Genomic DNA, 17,919 nt, shown 5'->3' on the forward strand with positions numbered 1-17,919 from the left:
TGATTAAATGGTTATGAGTATAAATATGAGAATGAAAATAATATTTTTAACAATATTCGTTCTGTTTACACAGCCAACAACAGCGGATGAAAAATTAACCTTAAATAAACTCGTTGAAAATAAATATCATTTAATGACGAGCAATGAAATCAGTGAAATTCTGATAGACAAAACAGTGATACTAAAAGATCTGTTATCAGAAGCTGTTTATGAAATATCTATTAATAAAGAAGGTAAGATTGATAAAAAAATTATCAAAGAAAAAACCCCTAAAATGTTAACAAATATTGAATATCACTCACGGGCCGATATGTTAAGTGGCTCTATTAAATTTTCAATAGGCGGCAACAAAATAATATCCACAGATGGGGTAAGAACATATATGTCCAGTTTATACAAGAAAGGTAACAAAATTTTCGGTGTGCGTGATATTGATCATGATATTGTGAATTTTGAAATAATCAGTAAAAAAGAATAATCCCCTCAAGTTAAAACTTAATAACAAGTCTATACGTACAAAATGGATGTTCTTTTAAATTTTAGTTTTATAGAATTATGTTTTGTTGCTTTGGTGTTTATCTGGACCGGGTTTGTTCGTAGTGGTCTGGGCTTTGGGGGTGGTGCTTTAGGCTTGCCCCTGATGTTGTTTATATATGATCAGCCATTATTCTGGTTACCCGTCATTGGGTTTCATCTTCTGTTTTTTTCAAGCCTTACTTTACGTTCACGTATTAGTAAAGTTGACTGGTTATATCTAAAAAAAGCGATCTTAATAATTATTCCATTTGTATTGGTAGGTGTGCTTGGTTTAATAAAATTACCAACTAACTGGTTACTGGTGTTTATATATTCTATCACTCTGTTATATGCCATTTTATGGGTATCAGGTTTAAATATACGCAGTAATAATAAATGGGTAGATCGGTTTTTATTATGTATTGGTGGATATGTGGCGGGTACATCATTAACCGGTGCGCCTCTGATTGTGGCGGTATTTTTACGCCATGTATCAGCAGCATTTTTACGAAATACATTATTTGTACTGTGGTTCAGCATTGTCATGATTAAAATGACTGCTTTCATTGTGGTTGGTATAGATCTAAATTTAATAACAGCCCTTACATTAATACCCGTAGCAACCATCGGTCATATTATTGGTTTGAAGGCTCATGATAAAATTATACAGAATGATGCGTTATTCAAACGACTAGTAGGTGCAGTATTAATACTTATTAGTAGCCTGGGATTATACAATATTTAAAGTTGCCAGAGACTGTCAGTCTTTTAGATATATTCAACCATCTTTTTATCCCTGAAAGTGGAAAATCGTCCTTTTTCAGTTTGGTTTCAGTTTCAGCTGATATTGTTAAGTTACTGAAAAGCAGGGATATACATAATGACAAATTCATCACAAATTAAAGTATGGGACCCATTGGTGCGGTTTTTTCACTGGTCTCTGGTCAGTGCTTTTATTATCGCATTTATTACAGAAGATGACTTTCTAAGTATACATAGCTGGGCTGGATACCTGATTCTAGCGTTACTTATCATTCGATTTGTCTGGGGGTTTGTTGGTACACGATATGCCAGATTTTCAGATTTTGTCTATTCCATTGAAAATATCAAACAGTTTTTAAAAGATACATTGTCGCTTAAAGCGAAACGATATATCGGCCATAACCCGGCTGGTGGTGCGATGGTCGTTTTATTAATGCTGAGTTTGTTAATGACGACAACAACAGGCATTTTAGTATTGGGTGCTGAAGAACACGCAGGGCCTGTGGCTCACTGGTTCAGTGAAACAAATGGTTTCTGGGGTAGTGCGCTTGAAAATCTGCATGAGTTTTTTGCTAATTTCACACTTTTACTTGTGTTTGTACATGTTGCTGGTGTGTTAGTAGAAAGCCTGATACATAAAGAAAATCTGGTATCAGCGATGCTAACAGGATTTAAAAATAAAGAAGTAGAGGAGGATTAATAATGAGATACCAAACTCTATTTGTAGTGTTACTTATTGGTATGCCCGGGTTACTTCTGGCAGAAAGTGTAGCCGTAGATAAACTGTTAGAAAAATACAAAAGTCAGGGCGTAACGTTGGCAGATACTAAAAAAGGAGAGGCTTTGTGGAAAAAAACATTTGTTAGCAAAGGTGAATTTCCTGAGCGTAGTTGTACAACATGCCATACAGATGAATTAACAAAAACGGGCAAACATATTAAAACAGGTAAAGAAATTAAACCTATGTCACCTGTTATTAATTCTGAACGATTAACAAATAAGAAAATGATTAATAAATGGTTCAAACGAAACTGCAAGTGGACTATGGGGCGTGAGTGTACGGCTCAGGAAAAGGCAAACATACTGGTTTATATAGAAAATCGGACAAGATTCTAGAGGTGATATTATGAAAGGTTTACTCGCAATAAGCGCTATGGTTATAACTACTGGATTTCTTTCTATTCCGGCTGTGTGGAGTGATAGTGATTTTAACTGGAATAAATCATCTGGGGTTGATGCGGTTACATCACCCGTTTACAGGGAAGAATGTGGCAGTTGTCATATGAGTTATCCGCCAGGGTTATTACCTGAAAAATCATGGGCACTTATTATGTCCGGACTTGAAGATCATTTTGGAGATAATGCTGAGCTGGATGATGAAACAGGTCAGATAATAAAACGGTTTCTGGTTAAAAATAGTGCAGATAAGTCAGGTTATAGAAAATCACATAAGTTTAATCGATCAATTAAATCGGTTGATACACCATTACGAATATCAGAAATCGATTATTTTAAACATGAACATGATGAAATTCCCCAACGACTGGTATCAGGTAATGAAAAGGTAAAAAGTTTTAGTCACTGTAATGCCTGTCATTCAGGTGCAGAGCAGGGTAAGTTTAATGAGGATGATATAAATATCCCTGGATATGGCCAGTGGGATGACTAGGGCAGGATTAAGGTATACTTTAAATATGAAAAATAAAATTCTTATTATTATAAGTTTACTTTTGATATTAAGTCCATTGACTACGATTAAGGTAGCTCATGCGGATGATGACTATATTGAGGCCAGACGTCTGCAGAATGCGGGTGAAATTTTATCACTGGAGAATATACTCAAAATTATAAGACCAGAGTTTCCAGGAAGAATTCTGGAAGTAGAACTTGAGAGTGAAGATGGTCAAATAGTATATGAAGTCGAAATACTCAGTAATAATGGCATAGTAAGAGAGATTTATATCAATGCCAGAACAGGCAAGCTGTTATCGGTTAAGGAAGAAGATTAAAGATGCGATTATTATTAGCTGAAGATGATCATTATCTGGTAGAAACATTGAAAAAAGATCTTCAGGCAGCGGGTTATGCTGTAGATGTGGCTGATAATGGTGTTGATGCTGAATATCTGGGTAATGAAAAGATTTATGATATTGCCGTGCTTGATCTGGGGTTGCCTAAACGAAACGGTCTGGATGTTCTAAAAAACTGGCGAGAAGCGAATAATCATTTACCAGTAATCGTGCTGACAGCAAGAAATGCCTGGCATGAACGGGTGGATGGTTTTAAAGCCGGAGCAGATGATTACCTGGGTAAACCTTTTCATATTGAAGAGTTATTAGCCAGAATTGTTGCTTTACTTCATCGTTCAAGTCAGCAGCCGGGAGGTATTTTGAATGTTGCGGGCTTATCACTGGATGAAGAAAGTCAGACAGTGACAACAAAAGATAATAAAACACATAAATTAACCGGTATAGAATATCGGTTATTACGATATTTTTTATTGAACCCGCAACGTGTTTTATCAAAGTCAAAAATAACCGAACATATCTATGATTTTGACTCTGAAAAAGACAGTAATGTGATTGAAGTGTATGTAAGGCATTTACGACAGATATTAGGTAAGGAGAGCATTGAGACACGCAGAGGTCAGGGTTATGTTTTCAGGGGAGATGGTTAATGCAGTCCCTGCAATCTAAACTCAGTACGGGTTTATTTATTAGTCTTGTGATCACGTTTTCTGCTTTGTGGTTATTAGTGAGTTTTAATGTTCAATTTCTGGCAGAAGAATATATTGCCTCACGCCTTAAACATGATGCCGATACGTTACTTAGCCGTATTAGTTTCGATCAGAATAGTCAATTAATAATTGACTCATCACGAGTTGATCTTATTTATACGCAGCCATTTTCCGGTCACTATTATGTTATTAATACAGGTAAACAGTCTGTGACTTCTCGATCATTATGGGATCAGAAAATAACGCATAAAATAGTTGATACTGGTCAACAACTGCAATCAACACAAAAGGGGCCGGAGCAACAATCCTTATTAATAATATCGGCGGGTTATAAGAAACAGGGTAATAAACTCACTATCACTGTTGCTGAAGATCTTAATCCTATTAATGAAAATATAACTAAATTTAAAACCGGTTTTGCTGTAATGGCCGTTAGTTTTCTGTTGGTTCTACTTATATTTCAAATCATTATATTACGACTAAGTTTAAAACCATTGAATAAAATTCAAAATGAATTAAAAGCACTTCAACAGGGAAGGCTTGAGAAGTTAAGTACGGATACGCCTGATGAGTTACAGCCATTAATCTATGAAGTGAATCATTTGCTGGAGATAATGCAAAAGAACTTACTTCGTTCGCGTAATGCATTAGGTGACCTGGCCCATTCAATAAAAAAACCCCTAACTGTTATAAAACAGATAACCAGTAAGATTGATACATCGGAAAAAAATAGAGCGATACTGGATGAACAAAGTGAAGATATTTATCAGATAACTGATCGTATATTAAAACGAGCAAGATTAGCTGGCCATAGTCATAGTGGAACATTGTTTTCATTTTCAGATGATTTACCGATATTAGTAAAAACACTGGAAATGATGCATGCAAATAAAACCATTCAGTTAAACTTAGATATAACACATAACACTATCTGTCCGGTTGATCGAGAAGACATGCTGGAGTTGTTGGGTAACCTGCTGGATAATGCTTACAAATGGGCTGCCCATAAAATTACAGTCAAAGTAAAAATTAATTCTGAATTACATATTGTCATTGAAGATGATGGGCCAGGTGCTGATAATGAGAAGATAAATGAAATTTCAAAAAGAGGTGTTCGACTGGATGAAAAAGTTCATGGTCATGGATTTGGACTGGCAATTTCTGCAGATATTATTGCAGACTATAAGGGTAGTATAAGTTTTAAGCACTCTGACGAACTTGGTGGCTTCAGAGTTGATATAACATTACCAGTGCATCAACAGTAATCGAGATATAAAATGATTAAATTACAGTTTTTAATACTATTAAGTGCAATATTACTTCCTATAACCTCTATGGCATTGAGCCCACAAGCCATTGAAGGCAAGAATCTCTATCCAAGCTGTCATGTCTGTCATAACCCGGAAATGGATCCGCCTTTAGGGCCACCCATGTGGGGTGTGCAACGTCGTTATAAAAACAACAGCCTCGATGATGAAGACTTTATACAAAGTATGACTGATTTTGTAAAAGCGCCAACACTTAAAAAAGCGCTACAGGATAAAGCAGTTAAACGTATGGGGTTAATGCCGGCTCTTGCCTTACCGGATGATATGTTAAAGAAAATAGCGACCTATATTCTTGAGGAAACGTTCCCACCTCCCTGTGCACACTGGAAGATTGGAGTAAAGCGATCTACAGAGCAGGGTGATTTGGAACATGCAAAAAAAGATCAGAATAAACTGAAACGATTTTGTAACTAGTTGTTTAACTTAAGCTTATAGAAGAAGTTAACTAATAATCTCTCTACAGCGATTAATTGTTGATAATTGTCATATCGACAAATATATAAAATTTGTTATAAATGAAAAGATTACTATTAGAATTGATACATAATGTAGTTTAATTGAGAATATTTCTGTGCTGGAGGAATCTTATGATCATCATCGGTAGGCACACAATTTTCAGACAGATATTAACTATTATTTTTAGCCTGCTACTGATATTTCAGGCAATCAGCGCACAGGCATCAAACGAGCAGTCACAACCGGCACAGACTAAAGATGTCGATATGAACTTTCGTCTCGATAAAGTCGTAGAAAAACCCACTGTACGTTTAGATTCTAATTCTACTGCTGATCATACAAAATTTGAAGAACTGAAAAATCCCCTTATGAGTGGTCCCGAAGTCACTAAAGCCTGTCTTAAGTGTCATACCGAAGCGGGTCAGCAGTTTATGAAAAATATCCATTGGACGTGGAGTTACGAAAACAAAAAAACGGGTCAGCTTCTGGGTAAAAAATATCTGGTTAATACATTCTGTACCAACTCCCGTGGTAATGAGGGAATGTGTGCTCAATGCCATGCGGGGTATGGCTGGAAGGATGATAGTTTTGATTTTAAAAATGAGAGCAATATTGATTGTGTAGTCTGTCACGACAGAACGGGCACTTATTATAAAACACCACCGACCAAAGGTAATAAATCCTGTTCGGTTATGTTTGAAGGTAAACAGCCAATCCAGTGGTCTAAAGTGGCACAAAATGTCGGGCTGCCCGCACGTGAAAACTGTGGAGGCTGTCATTTCTATGGAGGAGGTGGTGACGGTGTAAAACATGGTGATCTTGATTCATCACTGATCCACCCAGATAAAAAACTCGATGTGCACATGGATGAAGCCGGACTGAATATGGCCTGCACAAATTGTCACGTTACAAAAAAACATGTGTGGGCAGGTAGTCGTTATGATGTTATTGCAAAAGATATTCAAGGCACCGGTAAACCCGGGCAACGTAGAGATGTAGCGACCTGTGAATCTTGTCACAGTACATCGCCACATCCGAATAATAGCCTTTCAAATATTAAACTGAATGATCATGTCGATCGAGTTGCCTGTCAGACATGCCATATACCAGCCATCGCCCGTGGGGGTGTTGCGACCAAAACAGACTGGGACTGGCGAACAGCCGGTAAAACAAAAGATGGTGAAGGTTATAAAGAAAAGAATTATACCCAGGGCAATGGTGAACATCGAGCGACCTATAAATCCATAAAGGGCAGTTTTGAATACGGTGAAAATCTGCAGCCACATTATGGCTGGTTCGATGGTCAGATGATTTACACCACCATCGATACACAATTTGACCCGAGCAGTGGTCCGGTAGATGTAAATCGTTATACCGGTTCAGCAGCAGATGAAAATTCACGTATCTGGCCATTTAAACAGATGCATACGATTCAGCCGTATGACAAAGTTAACAATACACTGGTTTATATGCAGCTATGGGGAAATGATAAAGATGCCTACTGGGGTAACTATGATTTTGGTAAAGCAATCAGGGCAGGAATGGAAAAAAATAATCTGCCATACAGTGGAGAATATAGTTTTGTAGAAACTTATTCATACTGGCCAATTACTCATATGGTGGCACCTAAAGAAGATGCATTAAGTTGTGATGAATGCCATTCGAAAGAAGGTCGACTAAAAGGTCTTGAAGGTTTTTATTTACCGGGATCGGGCGATCATTCATGGTTAGATATTCTCGGATTATTGGCACTAGCCGGTACACTGTTCGGTGTTCTGGCTCATGGTCTGATCCGGTTTGTTTTAAATAGAGCGAGGAAATAATTATGGCACAGCGTCGTATAATGTTGTTTACCCGCTTTGAACGCTTCTGGCACTGGTCGCAGATGATATTAATAATGATATTGCTGTTTACCGGTTTCGCCGTTCACGGTTTTCATAATCTGGTCTCTTTTAAAGTGGCAGTGAGCTGGCACACGGGTAGCGCAATTGCATTGCTGTTGTTATGGGTGTTCGCTATTTTCTGGCATTTAACGACCGGCACCTGGCGGCATTATGTACCCACGACGAATGGATTACTGAAAGTGGCAAAATTTTATGCTTTTGGTATTTTCAAAGGTGAGCGCCATCCTTACCGTAAAGCCTACTGGCGTAAACACAATCCACTGCAGGCAATTTCTTATCTGGCGCTTAAATTAGTTTTATTTCCCGGTATCTGGATCAGCGGATTATTTTACCTGCTTTATTCTTTCTGGGGTGCAGCTGCTTCTGGTGAAGTATTAATGTGGGTAGCGATAATCCATACGATATTCGCTTTTGCTATTGCCGCATTTATAATTATTCACGTGTACTTATTAACAACCGGACACTCAATTAAAGAACATGTAATGCCAATGATTGACGGCTTTGACGAAGTTGAGTTGAGTGAAGCTGAAGAGGCTTATCTGGAAAAAGATGAGCCGGGGCATATACAGTAAACAATATTAAAAGGGGACGGAGGGATTATTTTTTAATCCCTCCGTCCCCTTTATGCTTTTGTATATACCAGACTATCAGTTAAAAACTAATGAGTTAACCCAATCTTCATGATCGTAATTCAGATATTACAGTCGATTCAATATTGGGTATTTCATCTGTGAGTTTGGCGTAAGTAAGTGACATGCTTGCTTCTTCAATATCAGAGACTTTCCACTGTCCATTTTCCATGGTAAACGACCAGACGGTTTCGACTTCTTTATAACGTTTGCTGCCTTCTACAACTTTTCCTGTTTGCCGGCTCTGAAGATAGTCTTTCATTTTGGCTTCCATTGAAATAATAACGATAGAATCTTCATGTTCTTTTCCCTGATTTCTATGTACAAACATAACCGGTTTGATATTAGTAATTTTTTTAACATCACAGATATTCACAAGACCGTCTTTTTTCCATTTATCAAGATGTACCAGTTGCTGATTTTGCCAGTACCAGTCAGTCATCCAGTGGGAAACCTCAGACAGGTCTTCTTTATCCCAGGCGGAATGTACTCTAAAGAAACAGTCTTTGGCTCGTTGTTGAATGTTAATCCAGTCAAATAACGGGTCATATGCGGCCATAAATCGCAGGTCTTTACGTGCCCGACGTTCAGCAATTTTCTCCTGTAGCATAACGTAAAGTATTAATGGTAAGAATACGAGAGTAAGAAGGCCAAGAATAATGCGCCCCCAGAATGTCTCGAAAGCAGCACTGGCTATTTTGCCTCCGGGTCCAGCTATAGCAGGTTCTATAAGAAGCAGGCTGACAATAAACATGATGAAAACACTAAAAATAACATTACGTTTCATGAGATCTTCCTGATATCCGAGTTTACGTGTAGAAAAGAATACTCTTTAATATTAGATGTAATTTCTCGCTTATCCAGTTATATGATTCATAGCCTGAGTATTGATTGTCAGGTATCAAGTACCGCAAGGGTGATGTGAGAAGGGATATAAAAATATTTATCTCAGTGTACTCACGCTAAATTTGCTAAAATTGCTGAATTATTAAGCAATAAGTTAGAAATTGATGTTCTATAACGAATCCTACGATGTAATTGTGATTGGCGGTGGCCATGCGGGCACAGAGGCCGCGCTGGCAGCTGCTCGTATGGGATCAAAAACACTGTTACTCACCCATAATATTGAAACACTAGGCATAATGAGCTGTAATCCGGCTATCGGGGGCATCGGTAAAGGGCATTTGGTTAAAGAAATTGATGCCATGGGTGGCATTATGGCGAAAGCGGCGGATAAGGGCGGCATCCAGTTTCGCACCTTAAATAGCAGCAAAGGCCCCGCAGTTCGTGCGACCCGTGCACAGGCTGATCGTCAGTTATATCGTCAGGCGATTCGCATTGCGCTTGAAACTCAACCTAATCTGTCTATCTTTCAACAGGCGGTAGAAGACCTGATTATTGAAAATGACCAGGTTGTGGGTGTGGTTACACAAATGGGGCTTAATTTTAAATGTAAATCTGCCATATTAACGGTAGGTACATTTCTGGATGGCTTGATTCATATTGGTCAAAGCAATCATTCTGGTGGACGTGCAGGTGATCCGCCTTCAATTTCATTATCAAAACGCCTGCGTGATTTACCTTTTAGAGTGAGTCGTTTAAAAACCGGTACGCCACCGCGTATTGATACCCGGTCTATTGATTATAGTGACTTACAGGAGCAGCCCGGTGATACACCAACGCCTGTATTTTCAATAACCGGTACAGTTGAGGATCATCCGCGACAGATTTCCTGTCATATCACCCATACTAATGCCAATACACATGACATTATTCGAGGTGGTTTAGATCGCTCACCAATGTATTCTGGTGTGATAGAAGGGGTTGGTCCAAGATACTGTCCGTCAATTGAAGATAAAGTGGTGCGTTTTGCGGATAAAGATTCACACCAGATATTTATTGAGCCGGAAGGTTTAAACAGTTTTGAAGTTTATCCAAACGGCATTTCAACCAGTTTACCTTTCGATGTACAAATGGATCTTGTGCGATCAATGAAAGGGTTTGAAAATGCGTTTATAACACGCCCCGGTTATGCCATTGAATATGATTTCTTTGACCCCCGTGATTTAAAGCCAAGTTTAGAAACACGATTTATAAATGGTTTATATTTTGCGGGTCAGATCAATGGAACAACCGGTTATGAAGAAGCCGCAGCACAGGGTATGACGGCGGCCATTAATGCCAGCTTAAAGATTCAGGAAAAAGATGCCTGGTCACCGAGAAGAGATCAGGCATACATTGGTGTACTAGTTGATGACTTAATCACGAATGGTACGCAGGAGCCTTATCGCATGTTTACATCACGCGCGGAATATAGATTATTATTACGTGAAGATAATGCAGATTTACGTTTGTCAGAAACCGCGCATGAAATGGGTTTATTAAGTGAATATCAGTGGCAATTATTTAATGAAAAACGTGAAGCGATTGAACAAGAGCAACAGCGTTTAAAAGACATGTGGATTCAACCCACATCAAATGCAGCAAAATCATTGGAAGCGGTTTTAGCCAAGCCTTTAAGTAAAGAATCACGTGCACTGGATTTACTCAAGCGCCCTGAAATGGATTATGAAAAACTCACACAGGTTGCAGAAATTGGCCCTGCCGTGAGTGATGCAAGAGTTGCTGAACAGGTTCAGATTCAGGTTAAATATGAAGGTTATTTAAACCGTCAAAAAGAAGAGATTGAAAAAGCACGACGTTACGAAGATAAAAATATTCCTGAAAAAATTGAGTATGATCAGGTAAAAGGCCTGTCGAATGAAGTGCGTCAGAAACTGATTGATCATCGTCCAGCAACGCTGGGGCAGGCGGGTAGAATATCGGGTGTAACACCCGCGGCAATTTCACTTTTATTAGTCCATCTTAAAAAGAAATCATAAAAAATATTTTTTATTTTTAGGAATATAAATGCCATTTACACCATTTCACATGGGGCCTGGAATATTAATTAAAGCCCTATTTCAAGGTGGTTTTAGTTTAATGATATTTGGTTGGTCACAAATTGTAATGGATATTCAGCCATTAATAGTTTTATTGACGCATGAAGGTCACTTGCATGGTTTTTCACACACTTATATTGGTGCGACACTACTGGCGATTTTCTCAGCTTTATCTGGAAAATATCTTTCTGAACTGGTTTTACGTTGGCTTGATATAACAAATGGTGATAAACCGATAATAATTGTCTGGTGGATTAGTTTTATTAGTGCGTTTATTGGCACATATAGTCATGTGTTATTAGATAGTTTAATGCATGCTGATTTACAGCCATATTACCCATTTAGCAATGTTAATCATTTGTTAGGTTTGTTAAATAATGAACAAATATATTTGTTATGTATTATTACAGCGATAACCGGTGTGATAATTTATTTCACGATTATTTTTTTATGTAAGAAGCCAAATCCTTTTAAAAAAATATTTAAAGTCCGATGAATTAAATATGTTTTTATTTCTGCCGGATTAGGACTGGTAATGGCTGGAGTTGAGCAGGCAATAACGAGTAGTGTCGGCATAGCTGAACTCTTTATAGATTAATCGACACAATTAAGTTAATAACAAATTTACTATTTAAGGATAAAAGATGATAAAAACTATTGTGATGTTGCTCATATTGATACCTTCTTTTGCTCATGCATCAGAAGAACACACCGTTAAACAAAGTCGCTACAGTGTAGGTGAAACGCTGGATCGATTAGAGCATGTATTAAAAGAGAAAGGCGTGATTATTTTTAGCCGTATTTATCATTCTGTGGGCGCTAAAAAAGTGAATATTCCGATGCGGCCGACCCAGTTACTTATTTTTGGTAAACCAGTTGTAGGTTCTCCTTTGATAAATGAAAATCCACTGGTTGCGTTGGATCTACCAATGAAGGTGCTGGCATGGCAGGATGAAAAAGGTCAGACCTGGCTGGCTTATCTCAATCCGTCTGAATTGCAGAAACGCCATAATATCCAGAATAGAGAGTTAATTAATAAAATGAAAAATGCCTTAAACAATTTAACGAATAAGGCTCTGGGGTATAAATAAACAGCAATCTGGTATGTTCGGGTCGGAGTCAAGTCTATTAGAGGCATGGTTCAGATTACGCTGTGTTAAGCGGTGCTATCAATTATAATGATATTGAAATATTTGACTCCGCCCCCTGAGGTGATTTCCCGGGGCGATCCCCGGGGTTCTGGAATAAAAAATGCAAGCAGAAGATAGATTAAAAGAAGGTTTAGATAAGCTGGGTTTGAGTATATCTGCCGATACTCAGCAAAAATTGATCGATTATTTACAGTTGATGCTGAAGTGGAATAAGGCTTATAACCTGACGGCCATCAGAGAGCTGGACTCTATGGTGATTCGACATGTGCTGGATAGTTTGAGCATTATGCCATATATAAATGCCGGACCTGTACTGGATGTGGGAACCGGTCCTGGTCTTCCAGGTATTCCGCTGGCGTTATGTATGCCCGATTGTCAGTTTGTTTTACTGGACAGTAATGGCAAGAAAACCCGTTTTCTAACCCAGTGTAAAATTGACTTAAAGCTTGAAAACATTGACATTATCCATAGTCGTGTAGAAGACTATAAGTCGGGTTCTGGCTTCGAAATAATCACCTGTCGAGCCTTTGCGGCATTAAATACTATATTGGATCGTACTCAACATCTGTTAACATCAACAACCCGGATCATGGCAATGAAGGGTAAAGATGAGTTGCCGGAGTTGATCGAGGGGTTTGAGCAGCTAGCGCAACATCAATTACGGGTGCCCTGGCTGGATGAAGATCGACAGTTAATAGAAATTTGTCGTTCGAAATAAGGTTGTAATAAGAGCATCACTAAAGAATTGAATTCATGGCAAAAATAATAGCAGTAACAAATCAGAAAGGTGGCGTAGGTAAAACTACAACATCGGTTAACCTGGCGGCATCTCTGGCATTAACCAAGAAACGGGTTTTGCTGGTGGATCTCGATCCTCAGGGCAATGCCACAATGGGTAGTAGTGTCGATAAACACGAGCTTGAAATCAGTGTTCTGGATGTATTACTTGCAGAAGAGGATATTAAGGACTGTATTCATAAAGTTGAAGAGATCGGTTTTGATGTATTACCCTCAAACAGTGATTTAACTGCTGCTGAAGTAGAGTTGTTAAATGTAGACGGACGGGAATCACGTTTAAGAAATGCACTGGCACAGGTAGAGGCGAATTATGATTTTATTATTATCGACTGCCCGCCATCATTGAATATGCTGACCCTGAATGCACTGGTCTCTGCACAGGGTGTATTAATCCCGATGCAGTGTGAATATTATGCATTAGAAGGCCTGTCATCTTTGATAGAAACCATTGAGCAGGTGAAAAGCAGTGTTAACCCGAATTTACAGATAGAGGGTTTGTTACGCACTATGTATGATCCTCGCAATAAACTGGCTACAGATGTATCAGCGCAACTTATTGAGCATTTTGGTGATCGTGTTTATCGAACGGTTGTGCCTCGTAATGTGCGTCTGGCGGAAGCGCCATCTCATGGTGTGCCCGTTTTGAATTATGATAAAACCTCACGCGGCGCACTGGCGTATTTTTCTCTGGCGGGTGAAGTCATTCGTAAACAGGTTAAACCAGTTCAACCAGCGGTTGCGTAGATTCGAGACCCTGACCGTTAGAACCATATAAATATAAGCATAAATTAGAGTTAACATGGTAAAAAAGAAAAGAGGCCTTGGCCGCGGTTTAAATGCGTTATTAGGTAGTGCAGCAGAAGTAAAAGAACTGACTGACCCCAAACCGGCACCAACAGCACCCGTTGAGGCTCCTGTTGAAACGACTGATAATGGCTTAAGGCATATTGCTGTTGAGCTTATTCAACGTGGCACCTATCAGCCTCGAGTGCATTTTGAACCTGAAGCACTTCAGGAGCTGGCAGATTCTATTAAAACTCAGGGCGTTATTCAGCCGATAGTCGTACGCCCTGTCTCTGCCGGTAAGTTTGAAATAATTGCAGGTGAGCGTCGATGGCGTGCCTGTCAGCTGGCGGGGTTACATGAAGTACCGGCAGTTGTAAAAGAGTTAAATGATCAGTCTGCAGCAGCGATATCGCTAATTGAAAATATTCAGCGTGAAAACCTTAATCCGCTGGAAGAATCCCGTGCGTTACAACGTCTGATAGATGAGTTCGATATGACGCATCAACAGGTTTCAGAGGTGGTGAGTCGCTCCCGTGCCAGTGTTACCAATCTGTTACGCCTTAAAGATTTAAATGAAGATGTAAAACTGCTGGTAGATGAGCGCAAGATTGATATGGGGCATGCACGTGCTTTATTGGCATTGACAGGTGCAGAACAAAGCCTGCTTGCAAATAAAGCGTCAGCACAGGGCTGGTCGGTAAGAGAAACTGAAAAGCAGGTAAAGCGCCAGTTAAATCCGGCGCCAAAGGTAACAGAGTCATCTGCAAGCATTGATCCGGATATCAAACGACTGCAGGAGCAGGTAAGTGAACGCCTGGGTGCGCCGGTTAATGTGCAGCACAAAAGTAATGGCAAGGGTAAATTGGTCATTAATTATTCCAGCCTGGATGAACTTGACGGTATTCTTGCAAAAATACAGTAGTTAAATCCGCATATAAAATACGAATTTATAGGCAAATTACTCGTCCGCGCACAAATACGGTGCAAAAGCATTAATTGTTTAATATCAAAGACATGCGGTTGCAAATATGCTCAGTAGTCGGTTGATTTAAAAAGAGCTTAATTGGGAAAAGCCCTAGAAAGCCCGCTCTATCACCTTCATCACTACATTAGCAATTACTAAATAAACTGGACTTATTCGTACATTAAGGTTGACCGGACAGTCGCATCCTCATATAATTTGCGCGCGTTTTCAGACGCGTGAAGAGGGCTTGTTGAACCCATGTTGAAAACGGGCACGACCCAGATTAAGAAGATTGTTTTTATCCAGTTTGCCGCAAGCCTTATGGCTGGTTTCGTAACCTGGTTAATATACCCTTCGTTAGCAATTTCTGTTTTAACAGGATCATTGATAGCAAGTCTGACAAATGTGTATTTTGCCTGGAAAGTGTTTTCCAGACAGAAAGAAGCAAAATCAAGTGAAATCCTTGTTACCTATTATGGTGCCGAGGTCGGCAAAATAATTTTGACCGTGATGTTGTTTGTAACGGCGTTTAGCGTCATCAAACCACTCAATGTAGTCGCCATGATGGGCGCCTATTTAATAATTACACTAATCCCTGTAATTGCATCATTTGTATTTAATGATGATGAAATTACGAACCGGAGAGATAAGAATGTCGAGTGAAGGCATAACTTCAGGCGAATATATAAAGCACCATTTGCAGAACATGACCTATGGAAATCATCCAGAAGGTGGATGGATGTTTGCTCAAACGGCTGAGCAAGCAAAAGAAATGGGTTTCTGGGCTTTTCATGTTGACTCATTAGGCTGGTCATTTGGCCTGGCTATTGTGTTTTTCTTTATGTTTCGCAGCGTAGCAAAAACAGCAACAACAGGTGTGCCTCAAGGTTTTCAGAATTTTGTAGAAATGATCATCGAATTTGTTAATGACAGTGTTCGTGGTTCATTCAGCGGTAAGAACGATATTGTAGCGCCACTCGCGTTAACCGTATTTGCCTGGGTGTTCTTAATGAACCTGATGGATTTAATACCGGTTGACTGGTTGCCAATGTTAGCGCAGCAGATTGGCGCGGCATTCGGCGCTGATCCACACCATGTCTTCTTTAAAGTTGTACCAAGTACAGATCCAAACGTAACATTTGGTATGGCATTAGGTGTATTCTGGTTAATGCTTTATTACAGCATCAAAATTAAAGGCATAGGCGGTTTCTTCGGTGAGCTGGCATTCCAGCCATTCGGTAAAGCCGGTATGCCAGTTAACCTGGTATTAGAATTAGTATCTCTAATCTCTAAGCCAATCTCACTAGCGTTACGACTCTTCGGAAACATGTACGCGGGTGAAACTATTTTCATTCTAATTGCAATTATGTACTCGGCAGGCCTGGCAACAGGTATGTTCGGTGGTGTACTGCAGTTAGGCTGGGCAATATTCCATATCCTGATTATTACTTTGCAGGCGTTTATCTTCATGACGTTGACCATTGTATATTTAGATATGGCACACCAGGAACATTAAATAGTACTTAAATTAGTGCTATTTTTAGAAAAGATTTTTTGAATTTAAATTAAAACTACTCTCACAGGAGATTTTACAATGTCAGAAGCTCAAGCTTTACTATTTATCGCCGGCGCATTAATGATGGGTCTGGGTGCACTAGGTGCAGCTGTTGGTATCGGTATATTAGGTGGTCGTTTCTTAGAAGGCGCTGCTCGTCAGCCAGAACTGATTCCAATGTTACGTACACAGTTCTTCATCGTTATGGGTCTTGTTGACGCGGTTCCTATGATCGCTGTTGGTATCGCTCTATACGTTTTATTCGCTGTAGCTGCCTAATTATTCAGTCACTTACCCACTTGTTGGGCAAGACACCTGAACAGTTAACGAAATAGTTACGAGGAATAAACATGAACATCAATGCAACTCTTATCGGACAGTCAATCGCGTTTTTCGTGTTTGTGTGGTTCGTAATGAAGTATGTTTGGCCACCGCTAATTGCAGCGCTGGACGAACGTAAAAAGACGATTGCCGATGGACTTGCTGCCGCAGAGCGCGGACAGCATGAGCAAGAGCTAGCTGAAAAAGCAGCTGAGAAACATATTAGAGAAGCCAAAAATCAGGCATCTGATATTGTGACTCAGGCGCAAAAGCGTGCATCTGAAATTGTTGAAGAAGCGAAAGATACTGCAAAAGAAGAAGCGGGTCGTGTTAAAACGGCAGCTGAAGCTGAGATTGATCAAGAGATCAATCGTGCAAAAGAAGCGCTGAGACAACAAGTTGCAGGTATCGCAATGGCTGGTGCTGCTAAAGTCCTTAATCGTGAAGTTAACGAAAGCGCACATAGCGAAATCGTTGATGACATGATTGCCCAGATATAGAAAAAGGGTATAGGTAAACACCATGTCTGAATTTACAACAGCAGCAAGACCATACGCGAAAGCAGCTTTTGAAGTGGCGCAAGCCGAATCGAAGCAGGCGGAATGGTCAGACGCCCTGCAATTTATTGATGCAGTAGTATGCAACGATGAATTTGCAGCCGTGATTGATAACCCAGCAATGGGTGCTGAAGCTAAAGGTGATATTTTATTAAGTATCTGCGCTGATAAAATTTCTGATACTCAGAAAAACTTTATCAAAGTTATGGCTGAAAATAGCCGCCTTATGTTAATGCCAGAAATTGTAGTTTTGTTTGAAGCGCTTCGCGCAGCAGCAGAAAATACGGTTGAAGCAATTGCAACAGCAGCATACGCATTAAGCGATGCACAAGTTCAATCAATGACCGACGCCCTGAAAAAGAAATTAGGCTGTGAAGTTACGTTATCGACTGAAGTAGATTCGTCGTTAATAGGCGGTGTAATTATTCGCGCAGGCGACTTAGTTATCGATGGTTCAACAAAAGCAAAAATTGAGTCTCTGACTCAAGCTGTTGGCCATTAAAGAGGAATTAG

23 protein-coding genes are annotated in these 17,919 nt (G+C 39.4%); 22 read left to right on the forward strand and 1 reads right to left on the reverse strand.

Translation table 11 applies throughout. From position 1 onward, the window contains the following. Positions 1–31 precede the first annotated feature (31 nt). The 11 genes from DIZ80_10505 to DIZ80_10555 all read left to right on the forward strand — a co-directional run bounded on the left by DIZ80_10505 (position 32) and on the right by DIZ80_10555 (position 8,275). A complete protein-coding gene (locus DIZ80_10505; protein ID RDH82702.1) occupies positions 32–478 on the forward strand; it encodes a hypothetical protein in 447 nt (148 codons plus the stop codon). 42 nt (positions 479–520) lie between these two features. Next, the gene (locus tag DIZ80_10510) at positions 521–1,261 is read left to right on the forward strand and encodes a permease (GenBank protein ID RDH82703.1); all 741 of its coding nucleotides are present in this window, start codon (positions 521–523) and stop codon (positions 1,259–1,261) included. 135 nt (positions 1,262–1,396) lie between these two features. Beyond that, the gene (locus DIZ80_10515; GenBank protein ID RDH82704.1) at positions 1,397–1,978 is read left to right on the forward strand and encodes a cytochrome B; all 582 of its coding nucleotides are present in this window, start codon (positions 1,397–1,399) and stop codon (positions 1,976–1,978) included. A gap of 2 nt (positions 1,979–1,980) precedes the next feature. Next, complete coding sequence (locus tag DIZ80_10520) at positions 1,981–2,394, forward strand: hypothetical protein (protein RDH82705.1); 414 nt, start codon at positions 1,981–1,983, stop codon at positions 2,392–2,394. 10 nt (positions 2,395–2,404) lie between these two features. After that, a complete protein-coding gene (locus DIZ80_10525; protein ID RDH82706.1) occupies positions 2,405–2,947 on the forward strand; it encodes a cytochrome C in 543 nt (180 codons plus the stop codon). Continuing rightward, positions 2,928–3,287, forward strand: a complete 360-nt coding sequence (locus tag DIZ80_10530) for a peptidase M4 (GenBank protein RDH82707.1) — start codon at positions 2,928–2,930, stop codon at positions 3,285–3,287. Before DIZ80_10525 ends, DIZ80_10530 begins: the two co-directional genes overlap by 20 nt. Before the next feature lie 2 nt (positions 3,288–3,289). Further along, entirely contained in the window at positions 3,290–3,955 is a 666-nt protein-coding gene (locus tag DIZ80_10535) for a DNA-binding response regulator (GenBank protein ID RDH82708.1), read from the forward strand. Continuing rightward, on the forward strand, positions 3,955–5,280 hold the full coding sequence (locus DIZ80_10540) for a hypothetical protein (protein RDH82709.1): 1,326 nt from the start codon (positions 3,955–3,957) through the stop codon (positions 5,278–5,280). Before DIZ80_10535 ends, DIZ80_10540 begins: the two co-directional genes overlap by 1 nt. 12 nt (positions 5,281–5,292) lie before the next feature. Beyond that, entirely contained in the window at positions 5,293–5,757 is a 465-nt protein-coding gene (locus tag DIZ80_10545; protein RDH82710.1) for a cytochrome C, read from the forward strand. Positions 5,758–6,065: 308 nt separating this feature from the next. Then, entirely contained in the window at positions 6,066–7,622 is a 1,557-nt protein-coding gene (locus DIZ80_10550; GenBank protein ID RDH83152.1) for a cytochrome C, read from the forward strand. A gap of 2 nt (positions 7,623–7,624) precedes the next feature. After that, positions 7,625–8,275: a cytochrome B gene (locus tag DIZ80_10555; protein RDH82711.1), complete on the forward strand. Its 651-nt coding sequence runs from the start codon at positions 7,625–7,627 to the stop codon at positions 8,273–8,275. Between the two features lie 106 nt (positions 8,276–8,381). On the opposite strand, the gene DIZ80_10560 is transcribed toward DIZ80_10555, so the two are convergent. Further along, entirely contained in the window at positions 8,382–9,119 is a 738-nt protein-coding gene (locus tag DIZ80_10560; protein ID RDH82712.1) for a transporter, read from the reverse strand. A 223-nt stretch (positions 9,120–9,342) separates the two neighbouring features. On the opposite strand from DIZ80_10560, the gene DIZ80_10565 reads away from it, so the two are divergent. The 11 genes from DIZ80_10565 to DIZ80_10615 all read left to right on the forward strand — a co-directional run bounded on the left by DIZ80_10565 (position 9,343) and on the right by DIZ80_10615 (position 17,908). Next, complete coding sequence (locus DIZ80_10565) at positions 9,343–11,214, forward strand: tRNA uridine-5-carboxymethylaminomethyl(34) synthesis enzyme MnmG (GenBank protein ID RDH82713.1); 1,872 nt, start codon at positions 9,343–9,345, stop codon at positions 11,212–11,214. Positions 11,215–11,242: 28 nt separating this feature from the next. After that, positions 11,243–11,770, forward strand: coding sequence for a hypothetical protein (locus DIZ80_10570; GenBank protein RDH82714.1), 528 nt, complete (start codon positions 11,243–11,245; stop codon positions 11,768–11,770). Positions 11,771–11,918: 148 nt separating this feature from the next. Further along, the gene (locus DIZ80_10575; protein RDH82715.1) at positions 11,919–12,365 is read left to right on the forward strand and encodes a hypothetical protein; all 447 of its coding nucleotides are present in this window, start codon (positions 11,919–11,921) and stop codon (positions 12,363–12,365) included. Between the two features lie 160 nt (positions 12,366–12,525). Continuing rightward, positions 12,526–13,143 (forward strand): 16S rRNA (guanine(527)-N(7))-methyltransferase RsmG, encoded by a 618-nt coding sequence (locus tag DIZ80_10580; GenBank protein ID RDH82716.1) that lies wholly within the window; start codon positions 12,526–12,528, stop codon positions 13,141–13,143. A 35-nt stretch (positions 13,144–13,178) separates the two neighbouring features. Continuing rightward, entirely contained in the window at positions 13,179–13,967 is a 789-nt protein-coding gene (locus DIZ80_10585) for a chromosome partitioning protein (protein ID RDH82717.1), read from the forward strand. A gap of 55 nt (positions 13,968–14,022) precedes the next feature. Next, positions 14,023–14,931 carry a chromosome partitioning protein ParB gene (locus tag DIZ80_10590; GenBank protein ID RDH82718.1) on the forward strand — a complete coding sequence of 303 codons (909 nt, stop codon included), beginning with the start codon at positions 14,023–14,025 and terminating at the stop codon, positions 14,929–14,931. 300 nt (positions 14,932–15,231) lie between these two features. Continuing rightward, positions 15,232–15,636 (forward strand): hypothetical protein, encoded by a 405-nt coding sequence (locus DIZ80_10595; GenBank protein ID RDH82719.1) that lies wholly within the window; start codon positions 15,232–15,234, stop codon positions 15,634–15,636. Continuing rightward, the gene (locus tag DIZ80_10600) at positions 15,626–16,489 is read left to right on the forward strand and encodes a F0F1 ATP synthase subunit A (protein RDH82720.1); all 864 of its coding nucleotides are present in this window, start codon (positions 15,626–15,628) and stop codon (positions 16,487–16,489) included. Before DIZ80_10595 ends, DIZ80_10600 begins: the two co-directional genes overlap by 11 nt. A gap of 78 nt (positions 16,490–16,567) precedes the next feature. Further along, a complete protein-coding gene (locus DIZ80_10605) occupies positions 16,568–16,807 on the forward strand; it encodes an ATP F0F1 synthase subunit C (GenBank protein RDH82721.1) in 240 nt (79 codons plus the stop codon). A 71-nt stretch (positions 16,808–16,878) separates the two neighbouring features. Beyond that, entirely contained in the window at positions 16,879–17,349 is a 471-nt protein-coding gene (locus DIZ80_10610) for a F0F1 ATP synthase subunit B (GenBank protein RDH82722.1), read from the forward strand. Positions 17,350–17,371: 22 nt separating this feature from the next. Then, the gene (locus tag DIZ80_10615) at positions 17,372–17,908 is read left to right on the forward strand and encodes a F0F1 ATP synthase subunit delta (protein RDH82723.1); all 537 of its coding nucleotides are present in this window, start codon (positions 17,372–17,374) and stop codon (positions 17,906–17,908) included. The last annotated feature ends 11 nt before the right edge of the window (positions 17,909–17,919 follow it).

Origin of the sequence: endosymbiont of Galathealinum brachiosum, from assembly GCA_003349885.1 — a bacterium.
Lineage (GTDB): Bacteria > Pseudomonadota > Gammaproteobacteria > SZUA-229 > SZUA-229 > SZUA-229.

Bases quoted from the DNA above. Each gene is read 5' to 3' on its own strand.
- DIZ80_10505 (RDH82702.1), top strand. From the start codon at position 32: ATGAAAATAATATTTTTAACAATATTCGTTCTGTTTACACAGCCAACA.
- DIZ80_10510 (RDH82703.1), top strand. From the start codon at position 521: ATGGATGTTCTTTTAAATTTTAGTTTTATAGAATTATGTTTTGTTGCT.
- DIZ80_10515 (RDH82704.1), top strand. From the start codon at position 1,397: ATGACAAATTCATCACAAATTAAAGTATGGGACCCATTGGTGCGGTTT.
- DIZ80_10520 (RDH82705.1), top strand. From the start codon at position 1,981: ATGAGATACCAAACTCTATTTGTAGTGTTACTTATTGGTATGCCCGGG.
- DIZ80_10525 (RDH82706.1), top strand. From the start codon at position 2,405: ATGAAAGGTTTACTCGCAATAAGCGCTATGGTTATAACTACTGGATTT.
- DIZ80_10530 (RDH82707.1), top strand. From the start codon at position 2,928: ATGGCCAGTGGGATGACTAGGGCAGGATTAAGGTATACTTTAAATATG.
- DIZ80_10535 (RDH82708.1), top strand. From the start codon at position 3,290: ATGCGATTATTATTAGCTGAAGATGATCATTATCTGGTAGAAACATTG.
- DIZ80_10540 (RDH82709.1), top strand. From the start codon at position 3,955: ATGCAGTCCCTGCAATCTAAACTCAGTACGGGTTTATTTATTAGTCTT.
- DIZ80_10545 (RDH82710.1), top strand. From the start codon at position 5,293: ATGATTAAATTACAGTTTTTAATACTATTAAGTGCAATATTACTTCCT.
- DIZ80_10550 (RDH83152.1), top strand. From the start codon at position 6,066: ATGAACTTTCGTCTCGATAAAGTCGTAGAAAAACCCACTGTACGTTTA.
- DIZ80_10555 (RDH82711.1), top strand. From the start codon at position 7,625: ATGGCACAGCGTCGTATAATGTTGTTTACCCGCTTTGAACGCTTCTGG.
- DIZ80_10560 (RDH82712.1), bottom strand. From the start codon at position 9,119: ATGAAACGTAATGTTATTTTTAGTGTTTTCATCATGTTTATTGTCAGC.
- DIZ80_10565 (RDH82713.1), top strand. From the start codon at position 9,343: ATGTTCTATAACGAATCCTACGATGTAATTGTGATTGGCGGTGGCCAT.
- DIZ80_10570 (RDH82714.1), top strand. From the start codon at position 11,243: ATGCCATTTACACCATTTCACATGGGGCCTGGAATATTAATTAAAGCC.
- DIZ80_10575 (RDH82715.1), top strand. From the start codon at position 11,919: ATGATAAAAACTATTGTGATGTTGCTCATATTGATACCTTCTTTTGCT.
- DIZ80_10580 (RDH82716.1), top strand. From the start codon at position 12,526: ATGCAAGCAGAAGATAGATTAAAAGAAGGTTTAGATAAGCTGGGTTTG.
- DIZ80_10585 (RDH82717.1), top strand. From the start codon at position 13,179: ATGGCAAAAATAATAGCAGTAACAAATCAGAAAGGTGGCGTAGGTAAA.
- DIZ80_10590 (RDH82718.1), top strand. From the start codon at position 14,023: ATGGTAAAAAAGAAAAGAGGCCTTGGCCGCGGTTTAAATGCGTTATTA.
- DIZ80_10595 (RDH82719.1), top strand. From the start codon at position 15,232: ATGTTGAAAACGGGCACGACCCAGATTAAGAAGATTGTTTTTATCCAG.
- DIZ80_10600 (RDH82720.1), top strand. From the start codon at position 15,626: ATGTCGAGTGAAGGCATAACTTCAGGCGAATATATAAAGCACCATTTG.
- DIZ80_10605 (RDH82721.1), top strand. From the start codon at position 16,568: ATGTCAGAAGCTCAAGCTTTACTATTTATCGCCGGCGCATTAATGATG.
- DIZ80_10610 (RDH82722.1), top strand. From the start codon at position 16,879: ATGAACATCAATGCAACTCTTATCGGACAGTCAATCGCGTTTTTCGTG.
- DIZ80_10615 (RDH82723.1), top strand. From the start codon at position 17,372: ATGTCTGAATTTACAACAGCAGCAAGACCATACGCGAAAGCAGCTTTT.